The organism is Pseudomonas segetis, assembly GCF_900188155.1.
Lineage (GTDB): Bacteria > Pseudomonadota > Gammaproteobacteria > Pseudomonadales > Pseudomonadaceae > Aquipseudomonas > Aquipseudomonas segetis.
Genome location: NZ_FZOG01000002.1, coordinates 1,035,405 through 1,049,278, shown reverse-complemented (window position 1 = coordinate 1,049,278; position 13,874 = coordinate 1,035,405). Strand labels below are relative to the sequence as shown.

The 13,874-nt window shown below is 58.4% G+C and carries 10 protein-coding genes; 9 read left to right on the top strand and 1 reads right to left on the bottom strand.

Annotated features, from left to right (window positions below):
• On the bottom strand, positions 1–2,646 hold the full coding sequence (gene aceE, locus CHB79_RS10675) for a pyruvate dehydrogenase (acetyl-transferring), homodimeric type (RefSeq protein WP_089359836.1): 2,646 nt from the start codon (positions 2,644–2,646) through the stop codon (positions 1–3).
• Positions 2,647–2,910: 264 nt separating this feature from the next.
• Between aceE and glnE the strand changes: the two genes are divergently transcribed.
• The 9 genes from glnE (at position 2,911) to CHB79_RS10630 (ending at position 13,854) form a co-directional block, all read left to right on the top strand.
• Positions 2,911–5,859 (top strand): bifunctional [glutamate--ammonia ligase]-adenylyl-L-tyrosine phosphorylase/[glutamate--ammonia-ligase] adenylyltransferase, encoded by a 2,949-nt coding sequence (gene glnE, locus CHB79_RS10670; RefSeq protein WP_089359835.1) that lies wholly within the window; start codon positions 2,911–2,913, stop codon positions 5,857–5,859.
• Between the two features lie 71 nt (positions 5,860–5,930).
• Entirely contained in the window at positions 5,931–6,854 is a 924-nt protein-coding gene (locus tag CHB79_RS10665; RefSeq protein WP_010488480.1) for a branched-chain amino acid transaminase, read from the top strand.
• Between the two features lie 100 nt (positions 6,855–6,954).
• Positions 6,955–7,989, top strand: coding sequence for a lipopolysaccharide heptosyltransferase II (gene waaF / locus CHB79_RS10660; protein WP_089359834.1), 1,035 nt, complete (start codon positions 6,955–6,957; stop codon positions 7,987–7,989).
• Positions 7,989–8,990 carry a lipopolysaccharide heptosyltransferase I gene (waaC, locus tag CHB79_RS10655; protein ID WP_089359833.1) on the top strand — a complete coding sequence of 334 codons (1,002 nt, stop codon included), beginning with the start codon at positions 7,989–7,991 and terminating at the stop codon, positions 8,988–8,990. Before waaF ends, waaC begins: the two co-directional genes overlap by 1 nt.
• Positions 8,990–10,117, top strand: a complete 1,128-nt coding sequence (locus CHB79_RS10650) for a glycosyltransferase family 4 protein (protein ID WP_089359832.1) — start codon at positions 8,990–8,992, stop codon at positions 10,115–10,117. The genes waaC and CHB79_RS10650 overlap by 1 nt, the downstream gene beginning before the upstream one ends.
• On the top strand, positions 10,108–10,929 hold the full coding sequence (rfaP, locus tag CHB79_RS10645) for a lipopolysaccharide core heptose(I) kinase RfaP (protein WP_089359831.1): 822 nt from the start codon (positions 10,108–10,110) through the stop codon (positions 10,927–10,929). The genes CHB79_RS10650 and rfaP overlap by 10 nt, the downstream gene beginning before the upstream one ends.
• Complete coding sequence (locus CHB79_RS10640; RefSeq protein WP_010488474.1) at positions 10,929–11,663, top strand: lipopolysaccharide kinase InaA family protein; 735 nt, start codon at positions 10,929–10,931, stop codon at positions 11,661–11,663. Before rfaP ends, CHB79_RS10640 begins: the two co-directional genes overlap by 1 nt.
• Positions 11,660–12,406, top strand: coding sequence for a lipopolysaccharide kinase InaA family protein (locus CHB79_RS10635; RefSeq protein WP_010488471.1), 747 nt, complete (start codon positions 11,660–11,662; stop codon positions 12,404–12,406). The genes CHB79_RS10640 and CHB79_RS10635 overlap by 4 nt, the downstream gene beginning before the upstream one ends.
• A complete protein-coding gene (locus CHB79_RS10630; RefSeq protein WP_089359830.1) occupies positions 12,403–13,854 on the top strand; it encodes a lipopolysaccharide kinase InaA family protein in 1,452 nt (483 codons plus the stop codon). The genes CHB79_RS10635 and CHB79_RS10630 overlap by 4 nt, the downstream gene beginning before the upstream one ends.
• Positions 13,855–13,874 lie beyond the last annotated feature (20 nt).

Sequence of the window (13,874 nt, the reverse complement as noted above, 5' to 3'; positions counted from 1 at the left end):
TTAGCAGTCCAGTGGGTTGAGTTTTTCTGGGTTGATGCCGAACTTGGCGATGGCTTCAGCCACTACCTTAGGTTCGATATCACCGCGATCAGCCAAGGCTTCAAGCGCGGCCAGCACGACGAAGTGACGGTCAACTTCGAAGAAGTGACGCAGCTTCTTGCGGCTGTCACTGCGGCCAAAGCCGTCAGTGCCCAGGACTTTGTACTCTTTGCTTGGAACCCACTGGCGAATCTGGTCAGCAAACAGCTTCATGTAGTCGGTGCTGGCGATAACCGGGCCTTTACGCCCGCTCAGGCACTGCTCAACGTAGGTTTGCTCAGGTTTCTGTTCTGGGTGCAGGCGGTTGCGACGCTCCACAGCCAGGCCATCGCGGCGCAGTTCGTTGAAGCTGGTAACGCTCCACACGTCAGAGGCGACATTGAATTCGTCACGCAGGATCTTCGCGGCTTCGCGCACTTCGCGCAAGATGGTGCCGGAACCGAGAAGCTGCACGTGGTGGGCGGCTTCCTTGGTGTCTTCTTCGAGCAGGTACATGCCCTTGATGATGCCTTCTTCGGCACCTTCAGGCATTGCTGGCTGCTGGTAGGCTTCGTTCATCACGGTGATGTAATAGAAGATGTTCTGTTGCTCTTCCATCATCAGGCGCGTGCCTTCACGAATGATCACCGCCAGCTCGTAGCCGTAGGTTGGGTCGAACGTGCGGCAGTTCGGGATGGTCGCCGCCATGATGTGGCTGTGGCCATCTTCGTGCTGCAGGCCTTCGCCGTTCAGCGTGGTGCGCCCAGCGGTACCGCCGATCAGGAAGCCACGGGTGCGGCTGTCGCCTGCGGCCCAGGCCAGGTCGCCAATGCGCTGGAAGCCAAACATCGAGTAGAAGATATAGAACGGCAGCATCGGCTGGTTGTGGCAGCTGTAGCTGGTGCCGGCGGCGATGAACGAAGACATCGCGCCTGCTTCGTTAATGCCTTCTTCGAGAATCTGGCCTTTCTTGTCTTCGCGATAGAACATCACCTGGTCTTTATCGACCGGCTCGTACAGCTGGCCTACGGATGAGTAGATGCCAAGCTGGCGGAACATGCCTTCCATACCGAAGGTACGGGCTTCGTCGGGGATGATCGGAACGATGCGCTGGCCGAGTTCCTTGTCCTTGACCAGTTGCGCGAGAATCCGCACGAAAGCCATGGTGGTGGAGATTTCACGGTCACCCGAGCCGTCAAGGATCGCTTTGAGCGTATCCAGCGGTGGTGTTGGGATATTGAAGCTGTTGGCGCGACGCTGAGGTACGAAACCGCCCAGTGCTTCGCGGCGCTTGTGCAGGTACTTGGCCTCGGCGCTGCCTTCTTCAGGTTTGAAGAACGGCAGGTTCTCGAGCTGGTCGTCATTGACTGGGATGTCAAAGCGATCGCGGAATTTCTTCAGGCTTTCAACATCCACTTTCTTGGTGTTGTGCGCTGTGTTCTTCGCTTCGCCTGCGCCTGTGCCGTAACCCTTGATGGTCTTGGCCAGAACCACGGTCGGCTGACCTTTGTGGTTGACCGCATCGTGGTACGCGGCATAGACCTTGTACGGGTCGTGGCCGCCACGGTTGAGCTTCCAGATCTCGTCGTCGGAGAGGTCAGCGACCATCGCCTTGAGTTCTGGGGAGTTGAAGAAGTGTTCGCGAACGAAGGCGCCGTCTTTGGCCTTGTAGTTCTGGTATTCACCGTCGATCACTTCATCCATGCGGCGCTGCAGAATGCCGTCGGTGTCCTTGGCCAGCAGCGGGTCCCAGAAACGGCCCCAAACCACTTTGTTCACATTCCACTGGGCGCCACGGAATACGCCTTCGAGTTCCTGGATGATCTTGCCGTTGCCGCGAACCGGGCCGTCGAGGCGCTGCAGGTTGCAGTTGATGACAAAGATCAGGTTGTCGAGCTTCTCGCGGCCAGCCAGGGAGATGGCGCCGAGCGATTCCGGCTCGTCACATTCGCCGTCGCCGAGGAAGCACCAGACTTTCTGCTTACCTGCAGGGATAAAGCCGCGATCTTCGAGGTACTTCATGAAACGTGCCTGGTAGATCGCCTGGATCGGGCCGAGGCCCATCGATACAGTCGGGAACTGCCAGAAGTCAGGCATCAACCATGGGTGCGGGTATGAGGATAAGCCCTTGCCGTCGACTTCCTGGCGGAAGTTGACCATTTGCTCTTCGCTGATGCGGCCTTCCATGAATGCGCGGGCGTAGATGCCGGGGGCAACATGGCCCTGGAAGTAAATCAGGTCGCCGCCGTGCTCTTCGGTCGGGGCTTGGAAGAAGTAGTTGAAGCCGATGTCATACAGGGTCGCACTGGAGGCGAAGCTGGAAATGTGGCCGCCCAGGTCAGGGTCGAACAAGTTGGTGCGCATCACCATCGCCATTGCGTTCCAGCGTACCAGCGAGCGAATGCGGCGTTCCATGAACAGGTCGCCAGGCATGCGTGCTTCGTGGGTTACCGGGATAGTATTGCGGTAGGGCGTGGTGATTGCGTAAGGCAGTTGCGCACCACTGCGGGTGGCCAACTCACCTAGGCGAGTCATCAGGTAGTGAGCGCGGTCTTCGCCTTCTTTGTCGAGTACAGACTCAAGTGCGTCCAGCCATTCCTGGGTTTCGACGGGATCGAGGTCTTGCATGGCTTGCTCCAGGGCGGAAAGGCTTCCAGAATCGGAGGCCAGGATTCACAGCCGGTTTTGTAAACTGGCCATTTAAAATTCTTGGATGTACCGGAGGTAGGACCGGCGCCGTGTAGTTTTACTACATTTGGACGTTTATTTCAGCACTTTGGATACAATCTTTCGTAGCAAAACTACAATTTTTTTGGTTGCAGCTTGTGTAAAGCGCTCTAGATCAAGGGTTTAGCCTTTTTACACGATTGCAGCCTGTCAAAAGGATAGACCATGAGCCTGCCCATGCTGGTTGCTTTACCCGCCACCTTGCAAGCCCTGGCAAACAGTGCCAAGCAATCGCTGTGTAGTGCCATGAGCGAACTCTCTGCCGATGCCCGTGCCCAGTTCGACAACTGGCCGGCTGAATATCAGGAGGCGCTGCTGCGTGTCTGTGCGTGCAGTGATTTTGTATTGCAGCAGTCTTTGCGCGATCCGCAGATGCTGCTTGATCTGCAAGCCAGTGGCGAGTTGCAAGCTGCGCTTGCGCCAGGCGAGTTGCGCGGGCAGTTGGCTGGCGTGCTCGATCAGTGCGCCGACGAAGATGGGATGTCGAGCGGCTTGCGGCGTTTTCGCAATCGTCAGCAGGTGCGCATCATCTGGCGTGATATCAATCGTCTGGCGGACTTGCGCGAAACCTGCCGCGACCTTTCCGACCTGGCCGATTCCAGCATCGACCTGGCCTACCATTGGTTGTACCCGCGCCACTGCGAGCAGTTCGGCACGCCAGTCGGGCGACGAACGGGCGAGACGCAACACATGGTCATTCTCGGCATGGGCAAGCTCGGCGCCCATGAGCTTAATCTGTCATCCGATATCGACCTGATCTTTGGCTATCCCGAAGGCGGCGAGACAGAAGGCGTCAAGCGGCCGCTGGATAACCAGGAGTTCTTCATTCGCCTGGGCCAGCGGTTGATCAAGGCCCTGGATGTGATCACCGTTGACGGCTTTGTATTTCGTACCGATATGCGCCTGCGTCCTTACGGGTCTTCGGGTTCGCTGGTGTTCAGCTTCAATGCGCTGGAGCAGTATTACCAGGATCAGGGGCGTGACTGGGAACGCTACGCCATGATCAAGGCGCGGGTGGTCGGGGGTGATCAGGCCAAGGGCGCCGAGTTGCTGGAAATGCTGCGTCCCTTTGTCTACCGGCGCTACCTGGATTTTTCGGCGATCGAAGCGCTGCGCAACATGAAGCAGTTGATCCAGCAGGAAGTGCGCCGCAAGGGCATGGCGGCAAATATCAAGCTTGGTTCCGGCGGTATTCGTGAAGTCGAGTTTATTGCCCAGGCGTTCCAGTTGATTCATGGCGGGCGTGACCTGAGCTTGCAGCAGCGGCCGTTGCTCAGCGTGCTGGCAACGCTTGAGGGTCAGGGGTATCTGCCGGCTGCGGTAACCGATGAACTGCGCCAGGGTTATGAGTTCCTGCGCTACACCGAACATGCGTTGCAGGCGATTGACGACCGGCAGACGCAGATGCTGCCCGACAACCAGCAGGACAAGCAGCGCGTGGCGCTGATGCTGGGTTTCGACGACTGGGATGCATTCCACCAGCAGTTGATGTACTGGCGGGGCCGGGTCGACTGGCACTTCCGCCAGGTCATCGCTGACCCCGATGAAGATGAGAATGCCGCCGACGCCACTGAAGTGGTCGGCTGCGAGTGGATGCCGTTGTGGGATGACGTGCAGGACGAGGAATCGGCCTGTCGGCAACTGACCGACGCTGGCTTCAGTGACGCCCAGGCGGCGTGGCGACGCCTGGTGGATCTGCGCACCGGCAACCAGGTTCGCGCCATGCAGCGCTTGGGGCGCGAGCGCCTGGATGCCTTTATCCCCAGGCTGCTGGCACAGGCGGTCGAGCACGACAACCCGGACTTGGTGATGGAGCGGGTGCTGCCGCTGATCGAGGCCGTGGCGCGGCGCTCTGCCTATTTGGTGTTGCTCAGCGAAAACCCGGGGGCGCTTGAAAGGTTGCTCAACCTGTGTGCGGGCAGCCCCTGGATTGCCGAGCAGATCACCCGCTTCCCATTGTTGCTTGATGAGCTGCTGAACGAGGGGCGGCTGTTCAACCCGCCGTTGGCGCCTGAACTTGCGGCCGAGTTGCGTGAGCGGCTGGCGCGGATACCTGAGGATGATCTCGAGCAGCAAATGGAAGCCCTGCGTCACTTCAAACTGGCCCATCGCCTGCGGGTTGCGGCTTCTGAAATTACCGGGACCTTGCCATTGATGAAGGTCAGCGACTATTTGACCTGGCTGGCCGAGGCCATTCTTGACCAGGTGCTGGCATTGTCATGGCGCCATACTTGCGCCAAATACGGCACGCCCAAGCGTGTGGATGGCAGCGATTGTGATCCGGGTTTTATTATTGTCGGCTACGGCAAGGTCGGCGGGATTGAAATGGGCCATACCTCGGACCTTGACCTGGTGTTTATCCACGACGGTGATCCGCAGTCCGAGACCGACGGTCCCAAGTCAATCGATACCGCGCAATTCTTCACCCGCCTGGGTCAGCGCATCATCCACCTGCTGACCACCCAGACCAACTCGGGGCAGCTCTACGAGGTCGATATGCGCCTGCGTCCATCTGGTGCGTCCGGCCTGTTGGTCAGTTCGCTCGGTGCATTTGAGCGCTATCAGGAAAACGAAGCCTGGACATGGGAGCATCAAGCACTGGTGCGGGCCCGTATGTTGGTTGGCTGTAAGCTTGTTGCAGCAGAATTTGAGCGGGTGAGGGCGTCTGTTCTGGGGCGTAAGCGTGATCTGGATAAGTTGCGCGCAGAAGTCAGTGAGATGCGTGCGAAGATGCGCGACAACCTTGGAACCCGGAAAACGGCAGCGGGGACGGCTGAAAATGCCTTCAGCGCGGATTCGGTGTTTGACCTCAAGCAGGATGCTGGAGGTATCGTCGATATTGAATTTATGGTGCAATACGCGGCTCTGGCATGGTCGCACGAACACCCTGAACTCCTTGAGTTTACCGACAATATCCGCATATTAGAGGGATTGGAGCAGGTCGGCGCCCTGGCTGGAGACGATGTTCTGTTGTTGCAGGATGTCTACAAGGCTTACCGTTCAGCCGCTCACCGTCAGGCGCTACAGAAGCAGCCGGGGGTGGTTAGCGGTGATCAGTTTCATGAACAAAGACGCAGCGTCCTGCGAATCTGGCAGGTACTGGGTCTAACCTGAATTTAGCTCGGCTGTGGGGCGCGAGACGCTCTGGGCTGGTGTGTTTGAATCAAACTTGAGGACTGGCAACTATGTCGATGGCCGACCGTGATGGCGTGATTTGGTATGACGGCGAACTGGTTCCGTGGCGCAATGCGACCACGCATGTGCTGACCCACACGCTGCATTACGGCATGGGTGTTTTCGAAGGCGTCCGTGCCTACAACACCCCTGAAGGCACCGCGATCTTCCGTTTGGAAGCGCACACCGACCGCCTGTTTGATTCGGCCCACATCATGGGCATGAAGATTCCGTTCAGCAAAGAGCAGATCAACGAAGCCACCCGTGCCGCAGTACGTGAAAACAACCTTGAGAGTGCCTACATCCGGCCCATGGTGTTTTACGGATCAGAAGCCATGGGCTTGCGTGCTCACGGCCTGAAAACCCAAGTGATAGTCGCGGCCTGGAATTGGGGCGCCTACATGGGTGATGAAGCCTTGCAGGTGGGTATCAAGGTGCGTACCAGCTCCTTTACCCGTCATCACGTCAATATCTCGATGACACGTGCCAAGGCCAACGGCAACTACATCAACTCGATGCTGGCGCTGCAAGAAGCCATTTCCGGCGGTGCTGATGAAGCGATGCTGCTTGATCCGGAAGGCTATGTTGCCGAGGGGTCGGGCGAGAACATCTTCCTGGTCAAAAATGGCGTGGTGTACACGCCGGAAGTGACTTCATGCCTCAATGGCATTACCCGCGACACCATTCTTACCTTGGCCGAAGAGCAGGGTATCAAGGTTGTCGAGAAGCGTATCACCCGCGATGAAGTCTATATTGCCGATGAGGCGTTCTTCACGGGCACTGCTGCTGAAGTCACGCCAATTCGTGAGGTTGACGGTCGCCAGATTGGCGAAGGTCGTCGTGGCCCTGTAACCGAAGTGCTGCAGAAGGCTTACTTTGACCTGGTTACCGGCCAGACCAGTGCTCACGCACAGTGGCGCACGCTGGTTAAATAAGGCCTGGGGTTAACCGCAACAGGGAGGCATGCAGGCCGGTTAAGCGTTGTTCGTGACGCTTGCCGGCCGGTCTGCCTCCTTGGTCGTTTCTGGAATGAGCATGAAAATACTGATCGTAGGCCCTAGTTGGGTGGGTGACATGGTGATGGCGCAGACACTGTTCCAGTGTCTCAAGGTGCGCTATCCCGGCTGCGAAATTGACGTTCTGGCGCCAGACTGGAGCCGACCGATCCTTGAACGCATGCCTGAAGTGCGCAGCGCGCTCAGCTTCCCCCTGGGCCACGGCGTACTGCAGTTGGCGACGCGACGCAAAATCGGCAAGTCGCTCAAGGGCCAGTACGACCAGGCAATCTTGCTGCCTAATTCGCTGAAGTCGGCATTGGTGCCGTTTTTTGCCGGCATTGTCAAGCGCACGGGCTGGAAAGGCGAGATGCGCTACGGCCTGCTCAATGACGTGCGCACGCTGGACAAAGAGCGTTATCCGCTGATGATCGAGCGCTTTATGGCGCTGGCATTCGAACCGGGCGCTGAGCTGCCAAAGCCGTATCCGAAGCCATTGCTGGAGATCGATCCAGTCAGCCGTGATGCGGCGCTGGCCAAGTTTGGACTGAGTCTTGATCGTCCGGTGCTGGCGCTCTGTCCCGGTGCTGAGTTCGGTGAGGCCAAGCGCTGGCCGAGTGAGCATTACGCCAAGGTTGCAGAGCTGAAGATTCGCGCGGGCTGGCAAGTGTGGCTGTTTGGCTCGAAGAATGACCATGCTGTTGGCGAAGATATTCGCAGTCGCCTGATCCCCGGCTTGCGTGAAGAGGTCAGCAACCTGTCGGGTGATACCAGCCTGGCCGAAGCGATCGATCTGCTCTCATGTGCCCAGGCCGTGGTCTCCAACGACTCTGGCTTGATGCATGTTGCCGCAGCGCTGGGGCGTCCGCTGGTTTCGGTGTACGGCTCTACTTCGCCGCAATTCACCCCGCCACTGGCCGAACAGGTGGAAATTGTCCGCCTGGGGATCGAGTGCAGTCCATGCTTTGATCGTACCTGCCGGTTTGGTCACTACAATTGCCTGCGCCAGCTAAAGCCTCGTCCAGTCATTGAAGCGTTGGATCGCTTGGTGGCTGACCCGGCTGAGGTGCAATAGTGCGAGTTCTGCTAGTCAAAACATCTTCGCTTGGCGATGTAGTGCATACCTTGCCTGCGTTGACTGATGCTGCGCGGGCAATTCCCGGTATCCAGTTTGACTGGGTGGTCGAGGAAGGCTTTGCCGAGATACCGGCATGGCATCCCGCCGTGGCCCAGGTTATTCCCGTGGCGATCCGTCGCTGGCGGAAAAACCTGCTGCAAACCTTGAAAAATGGCGAGTGGAGCCGGTTCAAGGCACGCTTGCGCGAAACCCGCTACGACTTGGTCATCGATGCCCAGGGCTTGCTGAAAAGCGCCTTGTTGACGCGCTATGTCGACGCGCCGGTTGCCGGGCTAGATCGTGATTCGGCGCGCGAGCCAATTGCCTGTCGCTTTTACGACCGGCGCTATGCCGTACCGCGCGAGCAGCATGCCCTGGAGCGAGTGCGCCAGCTCTTTGCCCAGGCCCTGGGGTATTCGTTGGCCGGGCACGGGGCTGACTACGGTCTTGATCGCGTGGCAATGGCCGGGGACGTGGGCGAGCCTTACTTGTTGTTCCTGCACGGCACGACCTGGGCCAGTAAGCATTGGCCGGAAGCCAACTGGCGCGAGCTGGTAGGGTTGATGAGCCAGCAAGGTTGGGCCGTACGTCTGCCGTGGGGCAATGAGGCCGAGAAGGCTCGCGCCGAACGTATTGTCAGTGGCTTTGACAAGGCCCAGGTTCTGCCTAAGTTGAACCTGGCGGGCATGGCCAAGGTCATCGCCGGTGCGCAAGCCTGCGTTGCAGTCGATACCGGACTGGGCCATCTGGCGGCGGCACTCGATGTGCCGAGCATCTCCTTGTATGGGCCAACATTGCCCGGGCGGGTAGGTGCGTACGGTCGTTCGCAGGTACACCTGTGCGCCACAGGCCCGAATGCAGGGTCGGGTGACCGGCATAAGCCATGTTTTGAAAATCTACCAGCGAGCCAGGTTGCGGCTGAGCTGGACACGCTGCTTTCAAACCGGGGGGCGGTGTAATGCGTCTGGCTTTTGTTCTCTATAAATATTTCCCGTTCGGCGGCCTGCAGCGCGATTTCATGCGCATCGCCCTTGAATGCCAGCAACGCGGCCATAGCATTCGCGTGTACACACCCATTTGGGAGGGTGAGATACCCGAAGGTTTCGAGGTCGTGGTGGTGCCGGTCAAGGCGCTGTTCAATCATTGGCGCAACAAGAAGCTTACCGCTTGGATCAAGGCGGACCTGGAACGACGTCCAGTCGACCGCGTGGTCGGTTTCAACAAGATGCCAGGGCTTGATGTCTACTATGCCGCCGACGGCTGCTTTGAGGACAAGGCGCAAAACCTGCGCAACTCGATCTACCGCAAATGGGGGCGCTACAAGCACTTCGCCGATTACGAGCGCGCGGTGTTTGCGCCGGAGTCAAAGACCGAGGTGCTGATGATCTCCGAGGTCCAGCAGCCGCTGTTCATCAAGCATTACCAGACTCCGCTCGAGCGCTTTCATCTGCTGCCGCCGGGTATCGCCCAGGACCGCCGCGCACCTGCTAACGCTGCCGAGATCCGTGCCGGGTTTCGCCGCGAGTTCAAGCTGGCCGATGATGATCTGTTGCTGGTGCAAATTGGCTCCGGGTTCAAGACCAAGGGCCTTGATCGCAGCTTGAAGGCACTGGCCGCACTGCCGCGGGAGCTGAAGAAGCGCACACGGCTGATCGCGATTGGCCAGGATGATCCGACACCCTTTTTACTGCAGGTCAAAGCCCTGGGTTTGTCGGATCAGGTGCAAATTCTCAAGGGCCGCAGCGATATTCCGCGGTTCTTGCTGGGGGCTGATTTATTGATTCACCCCGCCTATAACGAAAACACTGGCACGGTATTGCTCGAGGCCCTGGTTGCCGGGCTGCCGGTGTTGGTAACCGATGTGTGCGGCTATGCCCACTACATCAGTGATGCCGATGCCGGGCGAGTATTGCCCAGCCCCTTTGAACAACAGCGCTTGAATACAATGCTGGCCGAGATGTTGGCCGATGACCAGCAGCGGGCAAGCTGGCAGCGAAATGGATTGGCCTACGCCGATCACGCGGATCTATACAGCATGCCGCAACATGCGGCTGATGTGATATTGGCGGAGCGCCCATGCAAGTGATATTGAACGAACCGTTCAAAACCCTGTGGGCCGGCAAGGACCCCTTTGTAGAGGTCGAACAGCTGCAAGGCGAGGTTTACCGCGAGCTGGATGGACGCCGCACGCTGCGTACGGTGGTGGACGGGCGTGGTTTTTTTGTGAAGATCCATCGTGGCATTGGCTGGGGTGAGATCGTCAAGAACCTGCTTGTGGCCAAGCTGCCCGTGCTGGGCGCGCGCCAAGAGCATGATGCGATCGAGCGTCTGCAAAGGGTAGGCATTGACACCATGACCTGCGTGGCTTTTGGTGAGCGCGGCAGCAACCCGGCGCGACAGCATTCATTCATCATTACCGAAGAGCTGGCGCCGACCATCAGCCTTGAAGACTACGCTGTCGATTGGCCGGCGCAACCGCCCCAGCCAGGTCTCAAGCGCGCGCTGATCAAGCGTGTGGCGCAGATGGTTGGACAAATGCATCGCGCCGGAGTGAATCATCGCGACTGCTACATTTGCCATTTCTTGCTGCACACTGAAAAAACGGTTGTGGCGGACGACTTCAAGCTCTCGGTGATTGACCTGCACCGTGCCCAGCTGCGTGACGCAGTACCGCGTCGCTGGCGTGATAAAGACCTCAGCGCTTTGTACTATTCGGCGCTGGAGATTGGTCTGACCGAGCGTGATAAATATCGTTTTCTGCGAGACTACTTTGCCGCTGCGGGTCGTGCGCGGCCGCTGCGGCAGATCCTTGCCGAAGAACAACCTTTACTGGCGCAACTGGAGCGCCAGGTGGCAAAGCTTTATGCGCGTAAAGAGCGTTATGGGGGCGCACTGTAATGGCGGGTTGGAAACTGGAGGCCGCTTACAGTGGCTTGGCCAAGGATTTTGGCAGTTTGGATGCAGTTTTTGCTTTGCAAGGCGACCCGATTACCCGCGATCCAATCTCCGAGGTTATTCGGGTTGAGCGTGAAGGGGTGCGCTACTACGTCAAGCGTTACAAGAGCGCTGGCAAGGGCTTCAGGCGTTATATCGGGCGTACGCGGGTGCGCACTGAATCTCGCAATCTGAAGCGTTTCGCCAAGTGGGACATACCAACATCGAAAGTGGTTGCCTCGGGCCTTGAGCGTAACAATGGCGCCTTTGTGCGTGGAGCCCTGGTGACCCAGGAACTGCCGAATACGCAAGACCTGGCTGCCATGGCCAATGCTCAGGATCCACGCTTGAAGCAGGGTGGCTGGGTGCGTCAGGTCAGCGAGCAGATCGCAACGCTGACACGCCGCATGCACGACAATAACTTCACGCACAATGATCTAAAGTGGCGCAATGTGCTGGTCGACAGCCAGGGCAAGGTCTTTCTGATTGACTGCCCGACCGGTGGTTTTTGGTGGGGCGTTTTCCTGCGGTACCGCATTATCAAAGACCTGGCCTGCCTCGATAAAGTGGCCAAGTACACCTTGTCGCGCACCCAGCGCTTGCGCTTTTATATGCAATACAGCGGGCATCAGCGGTTGGATATGCGTGATAAAAAGAATATTGGCCAAATCCTGAAATTCTTCGAGGGGCGAGAGTGAAAGATTTTATCGCCAGCGAGGAACAGCAACTCCTTGCGCGCAATGGCCTGGATAGCTTCGATGCGCTTTGGGCGCTCAAGCTCGAGGCCGTGGACGAACCAAACACCGAGCGTGGCGGTTGGAGCACAGTGTTTCGCCTGGAGTTGGAAGATAAGGCCTTTTACCTCAAGCGCCAGAGCAATTACCTGACGCATACCTTGTCGCACCCATTTGGCGAGCCGACGTTTTCGCGTGAGTTTCGCAATATCCAGCGTTATACCGAGCTTGGCATACCGGCGTTGCAAGCCGTGTTCTATGCCCAGCGTAGAGTGGCCGGTGAGCAGCGAGCCGTGCTGCTGACCCGCGCCCTGGATAACTGGCAAGACCTCGACCAGGTATTGCAAGACTGGCCTGCAATGCCACTGGCGCAACGCAATGCGGTGCTTGATGCGTGCGGGCTGCTGGCCCGGCGGCTGCATGGGCGCGGCCAGATCCACGGCTGCTTTTATCCCAAGCATATCTTCTTGCAGCCACGCGGAGAGGCATTTGCAGCGCAACTGATTGATCTGGAGAAAACCCGCCCTGTGTTGTGGGGGGAGCGTGACCGGGTCAAGGATATCGAGCCCTTGCTGCGCCGGGCACAGGTCTGGCAAGACGCTGATATTCAGCGTTTCCTCAGTGCCTATCTGGGGTCCAGGGCAAATATGGATCATTGGCTTGAACGCTTGACCAAGCGCCGCAAAGCCAAGGCGGTGAGCGCATGAGGCTCGGTGAGCTCAAGGGAGCGGGGCGCTCGCCTGAGCTGCCCTTGCTCGTTGAAGGTGTTGCTCAGTCGGCAATACAGTTGCAGAGTCTGTTGCGTGTGCTTCCCGGCCAGCGTTATGTCGGCAAGGCTTTGTGGAATGAACAGCCAGTACTGGCGAAGATTCTGACGGGCGCCAGCGCCCAGCGGCATTTCCAACGCGAGCTTGACGGTGCCCAGGCGCTCGCGGCGCAAGGCTTGCTGACCCCCAGGTTGCTGGAGCATGGCTCAAGCGCCGAGGGTGGCTGGCTGCTCTTTGAATACCTGGACAATGCGCAGAGCCTGGCCGATGCATGGCGCCAGCTGCCGGCACAGGCTGCACTTAGCGCGGCCCAGCAGGCACTTTTGGGCGAAGCGCTTGCGGTCATTGCGCAAATGCATAGCCGTGGCCTTTGGCAGGATGATTTACACCTCGACAACCTGATGCGCCGTGCCGACCAACTTTACCTGGTCGATGGCGGTGGCGTTCGTGCTGAAGTGCCGGGTCAGGCACTGAGTCGCGACAAGGTGTTGGCTAACCTGGGTGTTTTCTTTGCACAGTTACCGGCCAGTGTCGACGGCCACCTTGAAGAGCTGCTGGTTCACTATGTGCTGGTCAATGGCGAACATGCCTTGCCGCTTGAGGCATTGCAGAAGGAAATAGCCAAGGTTCGTCGCTGGCGCCTGGGCGACTACATGCACAAGCTCGGGCGCGACTGCAGCCTGTTCAGTGTGCAGCGTGGGGCATCGCTGCTGCGTATTTTCAAACGTGACGAGCAAGCCGGGCTTGAGCCTCTGTTGGTCAATCCAGATGCGGCAATCGAGGCGGGCAAGGCGCTCAAGCTCGGAGGCTCATCAACGGTCACCCAAGTGCAGTTGGGCGAGCGCAAACTGGTAGTCAAGCGCTATAACATCAAGAACTTCATGCACTGGCTAAAACGCTTCTGGCGTCCGAGTCGGGCCTGGCATAGCTGGTGTGAAGGTAATCGCCTGGCGTTTTTGGGCATTGCCACTCCCCTGCCGCTGGCCATGCTGGAGTTGCGCAGCTTTTGGTTACGACGCCGGGCATATCTGATTACCGAACATCTTGCCGGTGAGGATATAATCAGCCGTTTTGAGCCCCATGCCGCAGCAGATTCGCAGTCGATGCCTGCAGAATCCGAGCTTGGCGCCCTGGATGAGTTGTTTGCAGCGCTCAAGCGCGAGCGGATCAGCCATGGTGACCTCAAGGGCACCAACATACTGTGGCAAGAGAATCGCTGGGCCTTGATTGATCTTGATTCGATGCAACAGCATGGGTCTGAGCGTAGTTTTGCACCGGCATTTGCCCGTGACCGGGCACGGTTTCTGCGTAATTGGCCAGCAGGCAGTCGCTTGCACCAGTTACTTGATCAACGTTTACCCAAGCCTGGCGAGGCCGCTGAAGACTGAGTGTCGAGGCCTGCTGGTGT

Excerpts from the sequence above, each read along its gene's own strand:
- aceE (WP_089359836.1), bottom strand. The coding sequence starts at position 2,646 with ATGCAAGACCTCGATCCCGTCGAAACCCAGGAATGGCTGGACGCACTT.
- glnE (WP_089359835.1), top strand. The coding sequence starts at position 2,911 with ATGAGCCTGCCCATGCTGGTTGCTTTACCCGCCACCTTGCAAGCCCTG.
- CHB79_RS10665 (WP_010488480.1), top strand. The coding sequence starts at position 5,931 with ATGTCGATGGCCGACCGTGATGGCGTGATTTGGTATGACGGCGAACTG.
- waaF (WP_089359834.1), top strand. The coding sequence starts at position 6,955 with ATGAAAATACTGATCGTAGGCCCTAGTTGGGTGGGTGACATGGTGATG.
- CHB79_RS10650 (WP_089359832.1), top strand. The coding sequence starts at position 8,990 with ATGCGTCTGGCTTTTGTTCTCTATAAATATTTCCCGTTCGGCGGCCTG.
- rfaP (WP_089359831.1), top strand. The coding sequence starts at position 10,108 with ATGCAAGTGATATTGAACGAACCGTTCAAAACCCTGTGGGCCGGCAAG.
- CHB79_RS10640 (WP_010488474.1), top strand. The coding sequence starts at position 10,929 with ATGGCGGGTTGGAAACTGGAGGCCGCTTACAGTGGCTTGGCCAAGGAT.
- CHB79_RS10630 (WP_089359830.1), top strand. The coding sequence starts at position 12,403 with ATGAGGCTCGGTGAGCTCAAGGGAGCGGGGCGCTCGCCTGAGCTGCCC.